General features: G+C 37.2%; 20 protein-coding genes and 1 pseudogene. 17 read left to right on the top strand and 4 right to left on the bottom strand.

The features are described 5' to 3' along the window. The first annotated feature begins 1 nt into the window (after nt 1). The 14 genes and pseudogenes from H8S40_RS10865 to H8S40_RS10800 all read left to right on the top strand — a co-directional run. Nucleotides 2–727 carry a VOC family protein gene (locus H8S40_RS10865; protein ID WP_186582095.1) on the top strand — a complete coding sequence of 242 codons (726 nt, stop codon included), beginning with the start codon at nt 2–4 and terminating at the stop codon, nt 725–727. Nucleotides 728–729: 2 nt separating this feature from the next. Next, nucleotides 730–5001, top strand: coding sequence for a non-ribosomal peptide synthetase (locus H8S40_RS10860; RefSeq protein WP_186582094.1), 4272 nt, complete (start codon nt 730–732; stop codon nt 4999–5001). Nucleotides 5002–5019: 18 nt separating this feature from the next. Beyond that, complete coding sequence (locus tag H8S40_RS10855) at nt 5020–5757, top strand: cyclase family protein (protein ID WP_243164889.1); 738 nt, start codon at nt 5020–5022, stop codon at nt 5755–5757. Between the two features lie 41 nt (nt 5758–5798). Further along, complete coding sequence (locus H8S40_RS10850; protein ID WP_161286439.1) at nt 5799–6488, top strand: aspartate/glutamate racemase family protein; 690 nt, start codon at nt 5799–5801, stop codon at nt 6486–6488. Nucleotides 6489–7116: 628 nt separating this feature from the next. Beyond that, nucleotides 7117–7368, top strand: a complete 252-nt coding sequence (locus H8S40_RS10845; RefSeq protein ID WP_186582092.1) for a hypothetical protein — start codon at nt 7117–7119, stop codon at nt 7366–7368. Between the two features lie 76 nt (nt 7369–7444). Further along, nucleotides 7445–7612, top strand: a complete 168-nt coding sequence (locus H8S40_RS10840) for a hypothetical protein (RefSeq protein WP_186865245.1) — start codon at nt 7445–7447, stop codon at nt 7610–7612. 58 nt (nt 7613–7670) lie between these two features. After that, a complete protein-coding gene (locus H8S40_RS10835) occupies nt 7671–7910 on the top strand; it encodes an ErpK protein (RefSeq protein WP_186582091.1) in 240 nt (79 codons plus the stop codon). Nucleotides 7911–8105: 195 nt separating this feature from the next. Then, on the top strand, nt 8106–9068 hold the full coding sequence (locus H8S40_RS10830) for a helix-turn-helix domain-containing protein (protein ID WP_186582090.1): 963 nt from the start codon (nt 8106–8108) through the stop codon (nt 9066–9068). Between the two features lie 113 nt (nt 9069–9181). Then, nucleotides 9182–9778 (top strand): MptD family putative ECF transporter S component, encoded by a 597-nt coding sequence (locus H8S40_RS10825; RefSeq protein WP_161286433.1) that lies wholly within the window; start codon nt 9182–9184, stop codon nt 9776–9778. A gap of 3 nt (nt 9779–9781) precedes the next feature. Further along, nucleotides 9782–10465, top strand: a complete 684-nt coding sequence (locus tag H8S40_RS10820; RefSeq protein WP_186582089.1) for an energy-coupling factor transporter transmembrane component T family protein — start codon at nt 9782–9784, stop codon at nt 10463–10465. Then, nucleotides 10453–11874 (top strand): ABC transporter ATP-binding protein, encoded by a 1422-nt coding sequence (locus H8S40_RS10815; protein WP_161286429.1) that lies wholly within the window; start codon nt 10453–10455, stop codon nt 11872–11874. The genes H8S40_RS10820 and H8S40_RS10815 overlap by 13 nt, the downstream gene beginning before the upstream one ends. After that, complete coding sequence (locus H8S40_RS10810) at nt 11867–13633, top strand: ABC transporter ATP-binding protein (protein WP_161286428.1); 1767 nt, start codon at nt 11867–11869, stop codon at nt 13631–13633. The genes H8S40_RS10815 and H8S40_RS10810 overlap by 8 nt, the downstream gene beginning before the upstream one ends. Then, on the top strand, nt 13618–15351 hold the full coding sequence (locus H8S40_RS10805) for an ABC transporter ATP-binding protein (RefSeq protein WP_186582088.1): 1734 nt from the start codon (nt 13618–13620) through the stop codon (nt 15349–15351). The genes H8S40_RS10810 and H8S40_RS10805 overlap by 16 nt, the downstream gene beginning before the upstream one ends. Nucleotides 15352–15362: 11 nt before the next feature. Next, nucleotides 15363–15515, top strand: a pseudogene (locus tag H8S40_RS10800) (helix-turn-helix domain-containing protein); the annotation flags it as partial. Between the two features lie 209 nt (nt 15516–15724). Here H8S40_RS10800 and H8S40_RS10795 read toward each other — a convergent pair. Together H8S40_RS10795 and H8S40_RS10790 are read right to left on the bottom strand one after the other, a co-directional pair. Further along, complete coding sequence (locus H8S40_RS10795) at nt 15725–17104, bottom strand: relaxase/mobilization nuclease domain-containing protein (RefSeq protein WP_186582087.1); 1380 nt, start codon at nt 17102–17104, stop codon at nt 15725–15727. After that, nucleotides 17071–17394 (bottom strand): MobC family plasmid mobilization relaxosome protein, encoded by a 324-nt coding sequence (locus H8S40_RS10790; RefSeq protein ID WP_161286424.1) that lies wholly within the window; start codon nt 17392–17394, stop codon nt 17071–17073. Before H8S40_RS10790 ends, H8S40_RS10795 begins: the two co-directional genes overlap by 34 nt. 251 nt (nt 17395–17645) lie before the next feature. Between H8S40_RS10790 and H8S40_RS10785 the strand changes: the two genes are divergently transcribed. Both H8S40_RS10785 and H8S40_RS10780 read left to right on the top strand, forming a co-directional pair. Further along, on the top strand, nt 17646–18020 hold the full coding sequence (locus tag H8S40_RS10785) for an MmcQ/YjbR family DNA-binding protein (protein ID WP_024720756.1): 375 nt from the start codon (nt 17646–17648) through the stop codon (nt 18018–18020). Beyond that, nucleotides 18017–18451 carry a flavodoxin family protein gene (locus H8S40_RS10780; RefSeq protein ID WP_024720755.1) on the top strand — a complete coding sequence of 145 codons (435 nt, stop codon included), beginning with the start codon at nt 18017–18019 and terminating at the stop codon, nt 18449–18451. Before H8S40_RS10785 ends, H8S40_RS10780 begins: the two co-directional genes overlap by 4 nt. 57 nt (nt 18452–18508) lie before the next feature. On the opposite strand, the gene H8S40_RS10775 is transcribed toward H8S40_RS10780, so the two are convergent. Both H8S40_RS10775 and H8S40_RS10770 read right to left on the bottom strand, forming a co-directional pair. Continuing rightward, on the bottom strand, nt 18509–18709 hold the full coding sequence (locus H8S40_RS10775; protein WP_005344265.1) for a helix-turn-helix transcriptional regulator: 201 nt from the start codon (nt 18707–18709) through the stop codon (nt 18509–18511). A gap of 56 nt (nt 18710–18765) precedes the next feature. Next, nucleotides 18766–19497, bottom strand: a complete 732-nt coding sequence (locus H8S40_RS10770) for a helix-turn-helix domain-containing protein (protein WP_024720754.1) — start codon at nt 19495–19497, stop codon at nt 18766–18768. Between the two features lie 194 nt (nt 19498–19691). On the opposite strand from H8S40_RS10770, the gene dinB reads away from it, so the two are divergent. Next, entirely contained in the window at nt 19692–20939 is a 1248-nt protein-coding gene (dinB, locus tag H8S40_RS10765) for a DNA polymerase IV (protein WP_024728258.1), read from the top strand. The last annotated feature ends 12 nt before the right edge of the window (nt 20940–20951 follow it).

The following is a 20951-nucleotide window of genomic DNA, read 5'->3' as shown; positions in this document are numbered from 1 at the left end:
CATGTTAAAGTTAAGTCATATTTCGTGTAGGGTTGATAATTTATATGAAGTTGCGAAACAAGTGGAGGAAATGGGTTTCACAATTGAATGGGGTGGTTTACCTGGTAAGGAGAATAATTTTTTTATTTGGTTTGGAGATGAAGCCTTCTTAGAAGTGTTTTGTATAAAGCGAAAATTTGCACCATTAGTTGTTGCTATGCAGCTTGTGTATGGCACTGTACCAGCAAAAAAATGGTGGCGTTGGTTTAGTGCTAAAAATATGTGGTGTGATTTTGCCTTAGAAGACGATAACGACAATATGACAAAAATAGTGAGGAAAAATAAGAAAACTATTGTTGATATCGAGAGCATAAAGAAGTATGTAAAAGATATGGGTATTAACGTAGCTCCAAAAACATTACACTGGAAAAGAAAAAATTGCAAAGGCAAATATGCTAATTATAGTTATTTTATTCCTCGAAATGTCAAACTGCCGTTTATAGTTTCAAGATATGAACCTAGGCAAAAATCCTTAGAAACAGTGCATCAAAATGGTGCAAAAAAGATAGCTTATATAAAAATCGAGGTGGGAAAACAGGAATATAAAGAACTGTTTAAACTTGTAAAAGATGACGATAGAATTCAATTGATTAAAGGTAGAGATACACATATTTGTGAGATTGGAATAGAGGGACTTTCTAATAGTATTAAAATTTGCAATGTTCTCATAAAGGCAGTAGAGGTGTAAGAATGGAAAGCATATCAAAAAAGATAGTAGATTTAGAGAAGAAAAATATCATCTTAAAAACAGATGGTCTTAAATTATCATATGAAGCTCCAAAGGATAAAATAAATAAAGAAATTCTTGATTTTTTGAAGGAAAATAAATCGGAGATTATAAAGCTTTTATTGAATGATACTACAGAAAAGTGGAATTCTATGGGTATCTATGAAAGTAAATCCTTCCCATTAACAGATACTCAAGCTGCATATTTGATGGGACGAGAAGAGTGCTTTTCGTATGGCAACGTAGGATGCCATATATATTTTGAAATAGAATATAGTTGTTTAGATTTTAATCAAGTTCAGAATGTCTGGAATGAATTACTTGAAAGACATGAAATGCTGCGTATGGAAATAACTGCGGATAAAAAGCAGATTATTTCTGAAATAGTTCCAAAGAATATTGTGACATTTTGGGATACAACAAATGAAACTGAGGATCAGATTCTGAGCATGGTCAGAGAAAAATTTGGAAATAAGCAATATAATATTTATAAAGCACCATTATTTGATGTCGGCGTCATAAGCAGAGAAAAAAAGAATGATATTTTATTTTTATCCGTAGAGATGATGGTAGCAGACTGGACAAGTATATGGCTTTTGGTAAAGGAATTTGAGGATATCTATTTTGGAAAGAAAACTTTGCCTATTTTAAATAGTTCATTTAGAAGATATGTAGATTTCTTGCTGGCTGAAAAGGAAAGTGTAGCATTTTATCGTGATTTAGAGTTTTGGAAGAGTAAAATTGAAAGGATACCAGAAGCCCCCTGTTTGCCGACCGTAGAGCAGGCTTATGACTCCAATAGATTCAAGCATTTTAGTCATTCTCTGAATAGGGATTCATGGGAAAAAGTTGTTGCATATTCAAAAAAATATGGAATTACACCAACAGTAGCTGTTTTACAAGTTTATGTACAGATCATCAGAATGTGGAGTAGTAATAAGGATTTTTCATTGAACTTAACAATGATGAACAGAAACAATCTGCATTCTGACTTAGAGAATATTGTGGGGGATTTTACAGAACTGTGTGTGTTGGAGTGCTTCAATTTGGAAACTGATACTTTTGTAGAAAGTGCAAGGATACTACAAAAACAATTATTTGATAATTTGGATCATAAAGCATTTTCCGGAATAAAAGTATTAAGAGAACTAAATAAAGAAAAAGGGATTGACAAGGCACTGATGCCATATGTATTTACAAGTGCGGTAGGATTAGTTGGAAAAACATTGGAAAGTAACTTTGTGGGGCGAATGAATGAGTTTGGAGTTAGTCAAACACCTCAAGTATTCATAGACTGTCAAGTAATGGATGATTTAGAGGGATTAAGGATATTTTGGGATGTAAGAGAAGGGATTTTTCCGGATGGTTTGGTAGAAGATATGTTTTTCCTTTTTGGAAAACAGATCGATAAGATGGAGAAGGAGTGTTTTTGGACACAGGAAGATATAGTGGAATTACCAGAATGGCAAAAGCAAGTGCGAAATAGTGTAAATAATACCGCGGTAAAAAGAGAACTATATCGTATTGAAGAAGGTATCATATATTCATGTAGAAACAATCCTAATAAAATAGCGTTAGTAGATAAGGAACGATCTTTTACCTATCAAGAGACCCTTGAATATGCAATGGTTATAAAAAGCGAATTAGAAAAAAAGAACTGTAAGGTTGGAGACTATGTAGGAATAATGGTAAATAAGTCTGCGTTCCAAGTAATAGCAGCGATAGGAATTCTTTGTACAGGCGCAATTTTTGTACCCATTTCAAGTGATTTGCCTAGTGAGCGAAAACGGAAAATTATACAAAATTCAAATATCCACATAATTGTGCTAGATATTCCTTTAACTGAAAGTATAGAAGTACAAGATGTTGTTTATGTTGATGAATTATTCAGGGATCAAAAAATAATAGAATCAGCGAAATTGCTAGAAAACACACAAAGTGCTTATGTAATATATACATCAGGGTCTACAGGTGAACCCAAAGGTGTAGAAATTAGTCATGAATCAGTTATGAATACCATTCTTGATATGAATGAACGGTTATCTATAACGGAAAATGATGTTTTTATTGCTATATCAAAAATGAATTTTGATTTATCGATTTATGATATGTTTGGTTGCTTAATTGCGGGTGCAACATTAGTTATTCCTGATGATGATACAGTAAATCCTGAAAGGTGGGCTGAATTAATAAATCATTATGGGGTGACAATTTGGAATAGTGTTCCTGCACTGATGCAAATATTGTTTGTGAATGAAGAAGCTAAGGGATGTAAAAGAATAAGTTCCTTGAGAAATATTTTACTATCCGGTGATTGGATACCCATTGATTTACCTGCTCGAATTTACGAATTTTTACCGGATACAAGAATAATAAGTTTAGGTGGTGCTACTGAAGCATCCATTTGGTCTGTCTATCATGAATGTAATATAAATGAACAATATAAGAAGAGTATTCCATATGGAAAACCTTTATCAAATCAAACACTTTATATTTGGGATGAAAATATGAGGGATTGTCCTATCGGTGTCAAAGGTGATTTGTTTATAGGAGGCATAGGATTAGCCAAGGGATATATGAATAGCTCTGATTTAACTGCTCAAAAATTTATTGTTAAAGGAGGAGAACGATTTTATAGAACAGGAGATAAGGGGCGATATCTATTAGGTGGAGAAATTGAATTCTTGGGCCGAGAAGATATGCAGGTTAAAATAAATGGCTATAGGATAGAACTAGGTGAAATAGAATCAATATTATGCAATTATGAACCGATTTATCAAGCGGTTGTGTCAGTAATCAAGAATAAACTGTTGGTTGCAGCGGTTGTGTTTCATAATGGAAGTAATGCTTCTGAAGCGGATATATTGATATATTTAAAAATGCATTTACCTCAATATATGATACCAAAAAAAATAGTAGTTTGGGATTCATTTCCATTGACGTTTAATGGAAAGATAGATAGAAAAAGAATAGATGAGAACTATAGTATTGAAGAAATGCAAAAGCACATGGAGGGAATGAGTGTTGATAATAATTCGGCAAATGAATTACTTTTGATGTGGAGGGAAGCACTGCATAATTCTGAAATTCAACTACAAGATAATTTGTATGATTATGGAGTTGATTCATTGATAATGGCACAAATGGCAAGTAAGATAAGAAATAATTATACGAAAAATGAAATACCTTTTGATGTGTTACTTCGCCAATTATTAAACCATCCTGATGTTCTATCCCTTTATCAGTATATTGAAAATTATAGTATGCCAGATAAAAAATTGGTTCAAAATATAAAGAATGATGGAATCGGAACAATTAATATTTTTCATGAGAATAAAAATGATACTTTGCAGGTATTATTGCATGCAGGATTTGGAACAATGAATTGTTTCCGATACTTGATAGAATATATGAGACTAGATAATAAAGGAACGATTGCCGGAATAGCGATAAAGAATAGCAAACGGTATTGCGAAATGAATCCAGATAATTTGATTGAAATTCTAGCCGATGAATATGTGAATTTAATTATTGGATTAAACAAGAAAAAAATACAAATTATTGGATATTGTATAAGTGGACTTATTGCAGTAGAAATAGCTAGAAGATTAATGGAAAGGGGGTTAGAAATATTTGACCTTGTTTTAATCGACAGTCACCCGATTCAATATCAGTTAGAAGATGAATTGTTAATGGAAATCACGTTTTTACCAAGTTTGGGTATTGAAATATCACAACTGGGTTTGGGAGAAATAAGCAATGAGGAATTATATAAAGCAGTTCTATATTTATATAATGAATTTAAAAAAGAAATCCCATCGAGATCCATACAGTACTTACCTGATGAATATATAAATCTGAAAAAAATACTGCTTAAATTAGATTGTATGGAAAAACGACAAAGATTTGAATTATATTCGAAAATGGCTTTAGAAAAAGCAGAAAACCAGTTCCCTGTAGATATGTGTATTGATTTATTTGCGGCGTATAAACAAAGTTTTAAGGCGGCTCAGTTTGTGCCTGAAGTTTATGCAGGAAATATACGTTTTTTATTAGCAGAGGAATCAACTAGTTTTATTCCAGATAATGACGAAGAAACTTTGGCATTTTGGAAAAATACTTGTTTGGACGATATGAGCGTAGAAATGATAAAGGGTAATCACATAACCTGCACGGAAAATAAGGAAAACGCATGTACTCTTTGTAAGAAGATAACAAAATGTTTTCAAGATTAATAATTAAGGGAGATGAAAATGGAGTTGTTGAGTTTATTGAATGAGCTGAAGCAGATGAAATGGATTGATTTGTCACATGAATTTGGTGAAAACACACCAAGATGGCCAGGTTTTGAGTCATTGAGGAAAGAGATTAAATTGGAATTTGGTGAATATCCAGTAAGAGCATATCAATATTCGTTTCCAGGGCAATATGGAACACATGTAGATGTACCAGGTCATGCTGATGTAAATGGACGCACCTTGGAAAAAATTGATATTAAGGAATGTGTATTGCCATTATGCGTAATTAATTGTAGTGATAAGGTTAAAATGAATAGTGATTATGCATTATCGCTAGATGATATTCATGATTATGAAAAGATTTATGGAAAAATTCCAAAGGGAGCTTTTGTTGCGATGAGGAGCGATTGGGGAAAAAGGTGGCCTAGTCAGGAAAAGTTTCAAAATATGGATGAATACGGAGAACAGCATTATCCTGGCTGGAGTTTAGAGGCTGTAAAATATTTAATTGAAAAAAGAGATGTTACTGCAATTGGACATGAAACATTTGATACAGATCCACCATTTTGCAAAGAACAGCGTTATTTCCAAGCGGAATGTTATGTCTTGAAACAAGACAGATATCAAATTGAGATGCTTACAAATCTGGATAAAATTCCGGAAAGAGGAGCTATTATATTCTGTATTTTTGTAAAGCAGACAAATGGAACGGGGTTCCCTGTTAGATGTTTTGCAATTTGCCCAAACAAATAATATATAATTTATGAGATTATAAAGAAAGGAATAGAATGCTCATGAAAAAAGCAGGTTTAATAGGAGGCATGAGCTGGGAAAGTACGGTGCCGTATTATAAAATAATAAATGAGGTAATCGGGCAACAATTAGGCGGATTATACTCTGCAGATTGCATTTTACATAGTATAAATTTCTATGAGATTGAATCAACAATATCAAAAGGAAATTGGGACAAATCGAATGAGTTATTAGCAAATGCAGCGGAAAGCCTTGAAAATGCAGGTGCAGATTTTATCGGTATATGTTCTAATACGATGCATAAATGTCTTCCGGCTATAAAAAAGAAGGTAAACTTACCTATTGTTCACATTGTTGACGCTACAGTGGAGGAGATGAAAAGAGAGGGAATGTCTGAAGGGCTGCTGTTAGGAACAAGATTTACAATGGAAGAATCGTTTAATAAGGAGCGATTTTATAAAAATGGAGTAAATATTATTATCCCTAGTTTAGAGGAGCGACAATTGGTACATGATATCATTTTTGCAGAATTATGTAGGGGTATTATAACCAATAATTCTAAAGAACAATACAAAAAAATAATATATAAGTACTGTAAAGGAAAAGAAACTGGTGTAATACTTGGGTGTACAGAAATAGGATTGCTAATTCAACAAAATTTCATGGATGTTCCGATTTTTGATACAACTCAAATTCATGCAAAAAAAATTGCGATGTATATGATTGAATAGTTTGTGTGAACAATGGTCGTTTGCGCCAGTCGAAAATATGCTTATAATATAGGGGAATAGTATATTCCGGATAAGTTTCCATCATCTGTTCGATAATATGGAAATCACTTTTGAGATTCACGTTTATGCATATTGAATCATAATTTCTATGAGAATATTGATAAAGACTGCTATATGTCGTAGTTGCGGCAAGGTCTTGATTAATATTCTTATAGAAAAAGCAATTTCCGAGTAACGAAACTTCGATTTCTATATTGGGGTGCTGATTTTGGGCTGCAAGAATATTCAATCAACTTTCGTTTTTGAAATAGCATTGAAGTGGTATCTACGATGTTTTGATGTGAAATGGATTCTGCGGTATATTGTTTCTGAACTTCCGAAAAAATCTCCCCTAAACAAATTTTAGGGCTAGTGAGGAATAAAAAATATTGATCGTTATGATCTGTATGGAACAACTGTCAGGAACCTGTTATACGAAGGGGATGCGAAAAAAAGAAATATCCACATTTACTACAGTGATGGAAAAGCATATGGTGAAAAACAGGAGATCAAGCAGAAGATACGCCGGCTGAAAAAATATCTAGACGGATGTGTTGGGAAAGAATGTGTAGCATTTGGGCCAGAGATCATGAAGTATTTTTACCTGAATTTTGAAAAGGATAGGAAGACGCTGAAGCTTGCAGAAGAGAACGCTTCAGCAGTAGAAAAGGAACTGTCTCCGGCAGGATATTTTGCCATTGTTTCATCAGAAAATATGACGCACGGGAAGCAATTGCGTTATATAAAAGCAGAGATGCATCAGAAAAACTGTTCCGCAGTGACAAATCTTATCTTGGAAATAAAAGCATGCGAGTATATAGTGATGAAGCATTGTCATTAAAGGTATTTATCCAGTTTATTGCCCTGATTCTGCGAAGCAGGATCTATTAGCATTAAAAGAAAAAAGCGAAAAAATGTTGAAAAGACCGAACTATCTAACAGTTCCAGCAGCATTAAAAGAACTGGAAAAGATAGTAATGATACGTCAGCTTGACGGCGTTTATCGTCTGGAGCATGCTGTCACCGCAACCCAGAAAACCATACTGGATGCCTTTGGTTTAAACGAAGGTAATGTACGGCATTAAGCGAAAGAAATCGAAAAATCCTACAGAGCAAGTAAGAAAAACATAGGATAAAAAAGATATGGCAAGAATGAGAAGAAGCAGCGAACAGACCCTGGAATACAAGATTGAACAGGCAGAAGCAAAGGTTGCAAAAACGAAAGAAGCACATGAAAAAGCGGTTGATGAATTAAAAAAACTGTACGATATAAGAATGGCATATCAGAGAGATGAACTGTTAAAAGCGATGAAAAACAGCAGCCGTTCTTATGGAGAGATCCTGACATTTATTACCTCAGGAGAGACATCAGAGGATGAGTAAAACAGGACTGAATAAGTCTATAAATAGGCACGACAGGTGAATTTAGCCTGGTTGTTTGGGGGAAATCCTACATTTAGGGGATTTATTTTCGGAAGTTCACATTGTTGATAAATTGACTTCGATAGATAAATAATATATACTTACGATTAGATACCACTAACTTTTGACTGTGAAAATGATGGAGTGCTTTATATTATGTATGAAAAAATCGAAGAAAATTATGGACTTTTTGATTCGGGTGTAGTTGTTCTTGAAAAGACTCAAAATGTGACGAAATATCAAATTGACTGCAATACACCGGATGGTACAATGGATTGTTACCATCTTTTTCAGGGCATTGATTTGGCTTATACGACTTTTTATGCTAATTCCTGCTTTCAACGAAAAAATTCACTTCCTCATATAATTGAAATTGCATATTGTAGATCGGGGCGATACGAATGTGAATATAAGCGAGGATTTATGACATATTTAGGTGAGAATGACCTTGCTGTGAGCATCATAAACTCACAAAGAAATGAGCCTATATTTCCTACGGGAATTTATGAAGGGGTGGCCCTTATTATCAATACCGACATCATAGGGGACTGTTTTCATGCTCCGGTTATTGGGCTTGAGATTGATTTCGCTGGACTTATTCAGAAATTTTGTTACGAACAATGCTGTGTAGTAATGAAAACGCCCCCTGAATTATTACATGTATTTGAAGAAATTTGTGATTGTACCTATAGAGGTAATCTTGGTTATTTGCGTTTGAAAGCACTGGAGATATTCTTTTTGTTGTCTAATTTATCAACGCAGGATAATATTGAAACCTCTGCATACTATTCTGGCGAGACAATTGCAAAAGTAAAGGCGTTGAAATCGGCTTTGATGGAACAGTTGGATAGAAAAATTTCTTTGCCAGAACTTGCCGAGCAATACGGATTAAGTCTTACTATGTTGAAAGATTGTTTTAAGGCTGTTTATGGAAAACCGGTGCATGCCTTTAGACGAGAATACAAAATGCAGGTCGCAACAAAACTTTTAACGACAACAGATATGTCCATTACAGAGCTTGCTGGGGAATTTGGCTATGAGAATCCAAACAAATTCTCGACTGCGTTCAAAGAAGTGATAGGTGTTTCTCCGAGAGCGTATCGGGCAAAAAACAAATAAATGGCTTTTTGGATAGAATTTGGCTGTTTGGGAAGGAAAAAAACGAGATTATGTTGTATTCTAATTGCGGTTAGTGAGGACTGACCGCACTATTTTTTAGGAGGAAATTTGTCATGGGAAACAAATTAAAAATGAAAGACATTATTACTTTGGCCATATTTAATGTGGCAATCCTTGTTGTTATGGTTGTAGTTAAGATGGTTATTATGATGGTTGCGACACCGGCATTTAACTATCTGGCATATGTTGGAGTCATGGCACTCTTTTGCGCTCCTTTGTATGTTGTTATGTCAAACAAAGTAGCAAAAACAGGAACTCTCTTTGTAACCGCATTATTTTCTGGTCTTATGATGTTGCTTTTTGGTTCTGGTTGGTTTCTGATTGTTGAACTAATTGTTGGTGTGATTTGTGAGTTGCTTATGTTGGGCGAGAATACATATAAGAATCCGATTAGAAATGGAATTGGTTATATTGTGTACTGGGTTCTGTATGCTGTTGGTAGTGCAATTCCGCTTTATCTGTTCAAAGATCAATATCTTGCAAGTCTAGCCGATTCTTATACGGAAGAAGGACTTGAAACGCTTGTATATTATGGTTCGCCCGCTATGGTTGCGCTCATTAGTGTTATAACGATAGTATTTGCCATTGTTGGTTATTTGATTGGCTGCTATTTCTTGAAAAAGCATATTAAAAAGGCAAAACTGGTGTAATCAATGGAAAAACTGGACATTAGAACACACTTAATTGTTTTAATCAGTGCTACTCTGTTTTGGTTTGTATTTCAAAGCAACGCGGAAATACATGGTCTAGTGGTTCTATGCGCCTTGTATATGTGTGTAGCAGGATATTGGGAGAAAGCTCCAGGCTTTATTATGACATATATTATTATGTTGTTGTTAGCTTATTTGACGGCTCCTATTATGGGGATTATGTATGTTGTTATTTGCACATTTGCACGTGCTATACCGCTGACGATGGTGGCTGCACCGATTCTGTATGCAAATCCGAGCCGCATGATGTATAGTTTTCAGCGAATACATGTTCCTAAGAATGTATTGGTAATGTTGTGTATATTGATTCGTTTTTTTCCAGTTATAGAAAAAGAAATGTTATCTATCAGGAACGGAATACGTGCAAGGGGTATTTTCCCTACTTGGTGGAGTATCCTAAAGAATCCTATTATGGCATATGAATGTTTTTTCGTTCCCTTGACGGTTCGATGTTTGAAATTATCTACTGAACTTGGGGCATCTGCGGAGCTGCGGGGATTGGATTCATCTAATCCCCGTTCCTGCATATACAATATTGGTTTTACTTACAGGGACATTTTGACAATTTTGGGATTTGTGTTAGGTTGCATTGGTGTTATGTTGGGGGTGAGAACTTGGTTGAGTTAGAAAGCGTTTCCTTTCATTATGGACGGGAAGATGCGGGAATGCTCCTGACCGGGGTAGAAGATATTTCTTTTAAAATTGAAAAGGGTCAGTGCGCTGTCCTGTGCGGACGTTCTGGAGCTGGAAAAAGTACTATTCTCCACCTGATTAGCGGGTTAGTTCCTGGATTTTACGAAGGGCAGTTAAAAGGCCGTGTTATAGTAAATAATGGTTTTCCCAGCAGTTTCACACCGGAAGAAAGGGTTGCAACACTGGGAGTAGTCTTTCAAGACCCTCGAAGCCAGTTTTTTATGGGAAAGGTACTTGATGAAATTGCATTTTCTGCTGAAAACATTGGGTTGTCTCCCGAACGAATATTACCGCAGGTTATGGAGTGCGCGAAGAGACTTGAAATAGAGTCCCTGTTGGAGAAAAAAGTCAATGAATTATCCAGTGGGCAGAAGCAACGTGTGGCGATTGCTGCCGCCACTGTATTCGCTCCGCCTGTATTGATATTGGATGAGCCAATTTCTAATTTGGATCGGGGCGGAATTAAAATCTTGCTTGAAATTTTGGGAGAGATAAAGCAGAATGGTACAACCATTATTATCAGTGAACATCGTCTGCATCAGTTTTTATCTATTGCGGATGTATATTTGCATATTGATGCCGGCAGATTGGTAAATAAATGGACAAAAGCCCAGTTTGAACGGCTTACTTGTAGTGATTTGATTGAGTGGGGCATCCGACATCCGGATTTGGCTGAATATGTACAAAGACCGCATCGACAGATTTTATCTGCTGATAAAGATTTGACTGTGGAGGGAATTTCTTTTCGGTATAAAAAAGCTGTGTGGGGAATTGAAGACTTGTCTTGCTGCTTTCCTGCCGGGACTGTTACTGCCATTCTTGGCAGAAATGGAATAGGGAAAACTACGTTTTGCAAAATTTTGTGTGGACTGTTAAAACAAAAGGTCGGAACAATAAAAAGAGAAAATCAGGTATTATCTTGCGCAGAGCGTCGTGCATCCAGTTATCTTGTTATGCAGGACGCGGATTATCAGATTTATGCGGATAGTGTCGGGAATGAGCTGGTATTAGGTAAAAAGGTAACAGAGGATTTGAGAAATCGTGCCTATGATGCGTTGGATGCCTTTCATCTGACCGCATTAAAGGATCGGCATCCAGCGTCTTTGTCTGGTGGCGAAAAACAGAGAGTAACAATAGCTGCCGCATATTGCTCGGATGCCGATATAATTATCTTAGATGAACCTACAAGTGGAATGGATGGAGAAGGTGTACTAAGTCTCTCAAAATGGGTAACATTCCTTGCCCAGAAAGGAAAAACCATTATCATTATAACTCATGATGATTTACTGTGTGATATGGCTTGTGACAACAGATTCTACATGGGAGGTAAGGAAAATGAATAAATCAGAAATTGCAAAACAGTTATTAGGTTTTATGCGTGCGCATAAAAATCAGTTTGTGCTGTCAATTCTGCTTGCTATTTTGGGCGTTGCTTCTGGTATGATTCCGTATTTTGCAATTGCCAGAATTATGCTTTATCTGCTGGAAGGTATAAGGGAGATGTCTATTTATGCCTTTTGGTGCATGATGGTGTTGCTCGGATTTTCTTTGAAAATTATTTTTGCGAATCTTTCAACTGCTGTATCACATACGGCAACATTTTATACATTGAAAGAGATTCGAATGCAGATTATAGATAAGCTGTCACGGGTTCCGATGGGCTATATCTTGGATCAATCATCGGGTAGTTTTAAAGACACGATTGTGGATAGGGTGGAAAGTATGGAGCCGATTCTTGCGCATTTAGTTCCTGAAATGACATCTAATTTGTTTGTGCCAGTATGTATGCTTGTTTATCTTTTTGTTCTAGACTGGCGTATGGCTCTTTTATCACTAGTTACGTTGCCCATAGGATTTTTCTGTTATATGGGAATGGCAAAAAATTATGAGGAACGGTTTTCTGGGCTTATAAAACGAGTTAAGAAAATGAATACAACAGTCGTTGAGTATGTGAATGGGATTGAGGTAATAAAAGCATTTAATCAATCTGCAAATTCTTATGAAAGATACTCTGATTCTGTGAAAGATAACGCCGATTATGCGGTTGGCTGGATGAAGGACACACAGCTTTTTATGTCGATGAGCAATACCATCTGGCCAAGTGTGTGGATTGCTATTTTACCGGTCGGAGGAATCCTTTACAAAGCAGGAATCCTTTCTGCTCCTGTTTTTTTAACCGTGATGATTTTATCACTTGGAATTGTTGGGCCAATTTTAGCGGCAATCAAATTTACGGATAGTGTAGCGCAGCTAGGAACGATAATAGGCGCTGTATGTAGTTTGCTGTCGGCTCCCGAAATGAAGCGCCCTTCTATACAGACCGACATACAGGATTTAACGATAAAATTTCAGGATGTTTCTTTTTCCTATGATGAAAATGTGGAAGAGCCTGTTTTGAGTCATGTTAATCTTATATTTCGCCCTAACACTATGACTGCGATTGTGGGACCGTCAGGTTCCGGAAAATCCACCATTACGAAACTTATTACTGGTTTTTGGGAAGTGACATCAGGCAAAATCACGTTGGGTGGCAAGGACATTCGGCAAATGCCGCTTTCACAACTCACATCGTATGTATCTTATGTTTCACAGGATAATTACTTATTTGATGTGAGTGTGCGTGAAAATATCCGAATGGGTCGTCTTACGGCAACAGATGATGAAGTAGAGGAAGCAGCCAAAAAATGCGGTTGTCACGATTTTATTGTAGAGCTGGAGCATGGCTATGAAACAGTTGTTGGCAGTGCAGGAGGACATTTGTCAGGCGGAGAACGGCAACGAGTAGCGATTGCGCGGGCAATGCTCAAGAATGCACCGATTGTAATTTTTGACGAAGCGACCGCTTACCTTGACCCTGAAAATGAGAGTTTAGTGCAGGATGCAATTTCAAATTTGGTTCGAGGGAAAATGTTGATTATGGTTGCACATCGTCTTTACACTGTAACAGGGGCAGACCAGCTTGTTGTGGTAAATGACGGTCGGATAGAAGCGACTGGAACACATGAGGAGTTGCTTGAGGTTTGCCCACTATATAAACAAATGTGGATGGCTCATATTGGTAGCCGTGATGAAGGAGGTGCAGACAGATGCTTACCGCATTGAGAAAAATATATGACTTTGCAGGAAATTGGCAGGGAGTATTAAAGAAATCTGTTGCTTTCAGTCTGTTGCACTCCATTTTTGATATGTTTCAGATTGCTGCGCTTTTTTTGATTTTAATTGGTTTAACGGAAGGAATGACATTGCAAATAATAGTATTTACGTTATTACTTCTGATTATCGGCATATTGGGGAAAATTTATTGCAGTTATATTTCTGATTTTTCGCAAACGAAGGTTGGTTATTATATGTGTGCGGAAAAGCGGATTCATGTGGGTGATCGCATGAAATATATGCCGATGGGGTATTTTAACGATCATAGTCTTGGAAAGCTGACTTCGGCTGTTACTACAACAATTGGAGATGTGGAAAATAACGCACCGTCTGTTTTAATTACAGTTGTTCACGGATTTGTTCATGTAGTTGTTATTACTATCGTGATGTTTTTCTTTGACTGGCGCATAGGTTCTTTATGTTGCTTGGGAATTCTTCTATTTTTAGTATGCAATTCAATGATGCAGAAAAAATCACAGAAAATATCGCTGGAAAGGCAACGTGCACAGGAAGATTTGGTTGGTGCTACATTAGAGTACATACAAGGAATGAATATTGTAAAATCATTTAATCTTGGTGGTAACTCCAATCAAAAAATGAAACAGGCCATAGAAGAAAGCAGGGTTCGTAATACAAAACTGGAAACTGTTTTTATTCCTTATGGTGCTGCACAACAGTTTGTGTTAAGATTAATAAGTGTATCTATTATGTTCTGTTCTATTTTGTTTTATTTGCAAGGCAGTATGACACTTGTGTATTGCCTATTGATGTGTGTGGCTTCATTTTTGATTTTTAGTGAATTAGAAAAAGCGGGCGGTAAATCATTTGCGCTTCGTCTCATTGAAAGCTCGATTGATAAAATAAATGAGATTGATGAAACGCCGATTATGGATTTGTCGGGACAAAATATAACGCCTCCAAATATGGATATTGAATTAAAGGATGTTAGCTTCTCATATGGTGAACATCAAATTTTCCGATGTATTAATCTTTCCGTTCCAAGCAGAACAACGCTAGCAATAGTCGGACCATCAGGAAGTGGAAAAACAACATTGTGTAGTTTAATTGCACGATTTTGGGATGTACAGTCTGGAAGTATTACTTTAGGCGGTACGGATATACGAGATTATACGTTAGATAAATTGCTTTCTAATTTCAGCATTGTCTTTCAGAATGTTTATTTATTTGCTGATACGATTGAAAATAATATCCGTTTTGGAAAGCCGGATGCCAGTCACGATGAGGTTGTCCGGGTTGCTAAGAAAGCTTGTTGCCATGATTTTATCATGGCACTGCCCAAAGGTTATGATACTGTGATTGGTGAAAGTGGTGCAACTCTTTCTGGTGGTGAAAAACAGCGTATTTCCATTGCCAGAGCGATTTTGAAAGACGCACCTATCGTTATTTTGGATGAGGCAACTTCCAGTGTTGATCCTGAAAATGAATCCGATTTACAGGCAGCCATTGAAAGTTTGACAGAAAGTAAAACGGTTATTACGATTGCCCATCGCTTGAAAACAGTCAAAAATGCGGATCAGATTGTAGTAATTGCAGATGGAAAAATTACACAGCGTGGAACGCACGAACAATTGAAAATGCAATCTGGTATTTATGCGGATTTTATCAATATTCGTCATAAAACAACGGGCTGGAAATTGGTTCAGTAAAGGAGGCGATTATGAAACTTCATGTATCCGGAGAAGATTATTTGGAAGCTATACTTGTATTACAAAAGAAAAGTGGTATGTTGCGTTCTATTGACCTTGCCCGGCACATGGGATTTAGCAAACCCAGTATCAGTCACGCAGTAGGCGTATTAAAGAAAGAAGGATTGCGAAACAAAAGAAGCAGCAGAGGCGAGCAAAACAGAAAAAAGAAACAAGAGATAATCTGGCTAAAGAAGAAATCTTGAAAGATGACAGATTTTTCGTTATTGCCGGTTATACCTCCTGAGGTGCACCGTATGGTGTCACCTGGGAGGAAATGGGGCTGAAACCTTGGGATGATGTGGAAGAGAATAATTGGGTTGTCAGTGCAATTTCATTTATCTCTTGTGACAGAAACAGATTCCCGTTTTGCCTGAAGTAAGTCAGAACTGATCTCAGGAGCATCGAGCAGTGCAGTGAAATTTTGCTGAATGATCTCTAGGGTTTTCTGCTTTTTCTGCAATTCCTGTTTTTCCCGGACAGTAGCATCCTGTTCAGATTCAAGATTTTCAATCCGCTTCTGGATTTTATTAGAGCTTGGGATTTTGGTGACACCGAGATCCTGAAGCTCTTTTTTTAGTGAATCGTGGAGCTGGTATTCTGTCTGATGCTTGGTCCGGTATGCTTTTGGATTTTTAGAAAATTTGCAATCTTCAATCACTTTACGGCAGAGACGGTAAGAATCACAGTGTTTCTGGATGACTTTCTGTGTAGTCAGTTCATTGCTGATTTCCACTATCTTCTGATCGGCAGCTTTAACAGAAGCTTCAATGTCAGAAACATGCTGCTGGAAATCTTCATAATTCAGCAGGTTATTTTCAGAAAGATAGTTGAAGGTACGAGCCGCTTCTTTCAGGTTATTGAGTTTTGCCCATCGTTCAAATCCTTCACGATTGCCTGTTGTTACATAGGTGGAAATATTGATATACAGGCGAGCTTCTCTGGACAGATGCCTTGGAGTTTTTACTTTGTTACGATTTTTAGCCAGACGGATGCGGACATTTTCTTCTGAATAATAGTTTCCAAGAGATTTTATATAAGTAAAGTTTTTCTGCTCCGGTGCACGGAAGGATAAATGTTTTCCCTGTCGAACTTCATATCCTGCTAACTGCATCTTTTGTAGGAATTCCTCATAGTTGATGGAAGTCCAGATTGCTTTATCAACTGCGACACGCAGTTTGGCTTTCCAGCTGGTGCCACGATGGTATTCCATGTTCTCTTTATAGCTTTTACCTTTTTCTCCGGTTGGCATACTGGTGACAAGTCCATTTTCATGGCAGATACGATTACTGATTCTGCAGAGTTTGTGGTAGCTCCGCTTATTGGAAACATACTTGTGATGATCAACAAAGCTTGCAGCGTTGAAGATGATATGATTGTGAATATGATTTTTGTCAACGTGTGTGCTGATCACGTACTCATATTTTCCTTTCAGCACTTCGTCAGCAAATTGTTGACCTAAGCGATGGGCAGTTTCGGCATTAACTTCTCCAGGTTTAAATGACTGGATCAGATGAAATGCCAGGTTATCGCCTTTGTCCATTACGTTCTTTTTTGCTGCTTCTCTGGTGAGAGCAAATTCCAAATCCGCAGTTTCCGGGGAACAGCCAAAACTGGAAACTAACAGTTTTTCATCTGTTTTATCTGGATTCGTGATGTAGTCCAGAGCTTTCTTGTCTGTTACTTTAATGGGGAAGATCTTAAGATACGCCATAATTCTTTCACCATCTCTTTCAATTCTTGCATTTCTTCTGGATATAGATCTCCGGTGGTATTTACCTTTTTTGCAATCTGGTTGATATTTACACCAATCTTGTGCATTTCCTCATACTGTTTCTTAAGTGGAGTGGTATCTGTGTTGACGATGTAACCGTCGATTGCCATTTTGCGCAGATAAGCTCCCATGTTTTTTGTCTTTGATTCTATCATCTTCCTGCGGATTAGCTTTCGTTCTTCTTCGGTGACATAGAAATGGATTTCTTTGTTTCTCTTTCTTTCAGCCATTGGCGGGTTCTCCTTTCTGAGAGGGCAGTAGTATCGTTGCTTTCAGCGTTTTTTTCAATTTAGGGCAGGGTTCCCTAAATTGGGATTTCCCGGAAGTGTATCCTCACTTCCTGTCCTTGCTGTTTTACCCCTCTATTAGTTAAAGTCAGGAGAACCGGAAAAATGCAAAAGAATTTGGCAGGTAGTATGGGATACGAAAATGTGGTATGATTATGGGCAGGATATCAGAAAAATCAGGAGTTGAATAGATTGTGAAGAAAGAAGAAATTTTTGAATATGTGCAGAAACAGTATGGCACAATGCCGGAATATTTATGGAGTAAACTATCGGACAGTGCAGTACTTCGACATAAAAATGGAAAATGGTATGCAGTGATCATGACGGTTGAAAAATCGAAACTGGGATTAGAGGGAAATGATCTGGTTGACATTATGGATGTAAAGTGCAATCCAGAAATGACCAGCATGATTATTCAGACTTATGGATTTTTACCAGGATACCATATGGATAAACAGCACTGGATCACGATTTTACTGGATGGTTCAGTCAGTGAAGCGAAGATATTGGACTTTTTGGATATGAGCTATGACCTGATTGACGGAGCAGACGGAAAGGAAGAAAAATGAGAACAGCGATAGTATACGCATCTGTGCATCATGGAAATACAGAAAAATTAGTAAAGAGGATCGCAGAAGAATGTCAGGTGGATTTGATTGATGCTGTGAAACAGCCAGATGCAGACCTGAGCAGTTATGATATGATTGGGTTTGCATCAGGAATCTATTTTTCAAAGTTTCATCAGTCGATATTGGAATTTGCAGAGAAGAATCTACCGGACGACAAAAAGATATTTCTGATCTGTACTTATGGCGGGAGTGCGAATTATAAAACCATAGAGCAGATTTTGGATAAAAGACATGCCAGTGTGGTTGGAAAATTTGGTTGTAAAGGGTATGACACATTCGGACCATTTAAACTGGTTGGAGGTATTGCTAAAGACCATCCGAATGAAGAAGATATGAAAAACGCAGCGGATTTCGTAAAAGGATTACACTGATTTTTGAGCAAAAGGAAAACCGGGGATTTTACTCCTCGGTTTTCTGGCAGCTGTGTTTCAGTCTTCAACCTGAAAAATATCTTCTACAGGCACTTTCAGGTAATGTGCCAGCCGGATTGCAATCTCAAGAGAGGGATTACGTTCTCCACGTTCGATGCGGCCTATAGTCTGGCTGCAGGAACCTATGGCTTCAGCCAAATCTGCTTGAATGAGATTCCGTTCTTCACGAATATCTTTTAGTGTATTATTGATTGCCATTCAATCACTTCCTTTGCTTATTGTTATCAGCAGGATCATGAACCTGCTGTTGAAGTCTAATGAAATCCCGGAATTTCTGCACCTTTGCATTTCCCGATTACTTTTCCAAAAATCTTAAAAGAGTCAGATTCCAAAACCTGGATAGGACGATATTTTTGATTTAAAGAAATCAGATAAACACCATCTGGCTCATCGTGTAATTCCTTGATGTAAGTATTGCCGTTGAGATAGAAGATTCCAATTTCACCATTAGCAAGAGAATCTTTTTTCTGAATCCATGCAACATCGTCTGTATGATAAAGTGGCTCCATACTGTCACCGGAAATCCGTACACCAAAGTCAGTCTGCTCAGGAGCAAGGTGTCCTACATCATAGGTTTCTTTTACAGAATCCTCCAGGTAATTTCCAGTACCAGCAGAAACTGGTTCCCAGGTAATTTCTACAGGATGATGGAATGGGATAATTTTTGCAGACAGTGGAGAAAACTTTTTAGAAGCTTTCAAAATATCAGCAAATTCAATCAATTTATTTCTGCCTTCTTCATTCAATCCACTCATAATGTTATATGGGTTTTCTCCAAAGAAGGATTCATATATATCTTCGATATCAAGTAACTGGCAAAGTGTCAGGAAAACATGTAAAGCTGGTTCTCGTGCATTGGTCTCCCATTTGGAGATTGCTTTTGTAGTGACCTGAATACCTTCCTGAGAAAGCAGGTCTACCAGATCTGATTGAGAGTATCCTTTCTTTTTTCTATTTTCTGCTAATATTTCCCCGAAATCACGCATTTGTTCGCCTCATTTCTATTTGAATTTTCTATATGCATTATACCGTATGTTAGAAATAAAATCAACAATAATCTCCAAAATGGAGAAAATACAACCAAGATGTTACTTGACTATCTCCGGAATGTCGATATATACTAAACATACAAAAATTGATAAGACATCATGTTGAAGGAAACAGCTGGGAGGTGAAAAGTTTGAGTGAGCGTGTGATCCTGCATAGTGATATGAACTGTTTTTATGCCAGTGTAGAAATGCTGCATCATCCGGAATTTGCCGGAATGCCGCTGGCAGTCGGTGGCGATCCGGAAGCCAGACATGGGATTGTGCTGACAGCAAATTATATTGCAAAGCAAAAAGGTGTAAAGACCGGAATGGCATTATGGCAGGCAAAACAGATTTGTCCGGAAATCATATTTGTACCACCACGGATGGATTTGTATTTGAGATTTTCAAAGATGGCAAGAGAAATCTATTCGGAGTATACGGACAAGATTGAGCCATATGGAATTGATGAAGCCTGGCTGGATGTATCGGACAGCAGAAATCTGAAAGGAAGCGGAATGACGATTGCAAGAGAAATCAGCCATCGGATTAAATACGAACTGGGTGTAACGGTAAGTATTGGAATTTCCTGGAATAAGATTTATGCGAAACTTGGTTCAGATTATAAAAAGCCGGATGCAATCACAGAGTTTAATCGAGAAAATTATAAAGACAGGATATGGCAGCTTCCAGCGTCAGATTTGCTTTATGTCGGAAGACAGACAAATAAGAAATTGCAAAAACTTGGAATCCGGACAATCGGGCAACTTGCGGAATCAGACGAAAAGTTGTTAGAGAGTCATTTTGGAAAAATAGGAAATGTATTATGGGCTTTCGCAAATGGCTGGGATGAAGATCCGGTTTGCAAGGAAGGATATGAAGCACCAGTAAAGTCGATAGGTAATAGCACTACAACACCGAGAGATCTGGAAAATGATCTGGATGTCTGGATCATTCAAATAGCATTGGCAGAAAGTGTAGCTGCACGATTGCGGAAACATGGATTTAAATGCAAAACAGTAGAAATTACAGTTCGAGATAATCGATTGTATAGTTTTTCCAGACAGATACATTTACGACAGCCAACGAATATTACAAACGAGATTGTAACTGCAGCATTTCAGCTATTTAAAGATAATTACAAATGGGAACATCCCATTAGAAGCCTGGGAATCCGAGCTGCGGATCTTGTGTTAGATGATATTCCCGTGCAGTTGGATTTATTTGGAAATCAGGAGAAAAAGGAAAAGTTAGAGAAGCTGGATCGTACTGTAGATGAGATCAGACGACGGTTTGGTTATTTCAGTATACAGCGAGCGGCAATGTATCAGGATAAAGTCTTATCCCACTTAGACGCTGGTACGCACACGATCCATCCACATAGTTATTTCCATGGGTAATTGGAGGGATAG

The organism is Ruminococcus hominis (assembly GCF_014287355.1).
Taxonomy (GTDB): domain Bacteria; phylum Bacillota; class Clostridia; order Lachnospirales; family Lachnospiraceae; genus Schaedlerella; species Schaedlerella hominis.
This window is presented reverse-complemented; position numbering and strand designations above follow the sequence as displayed.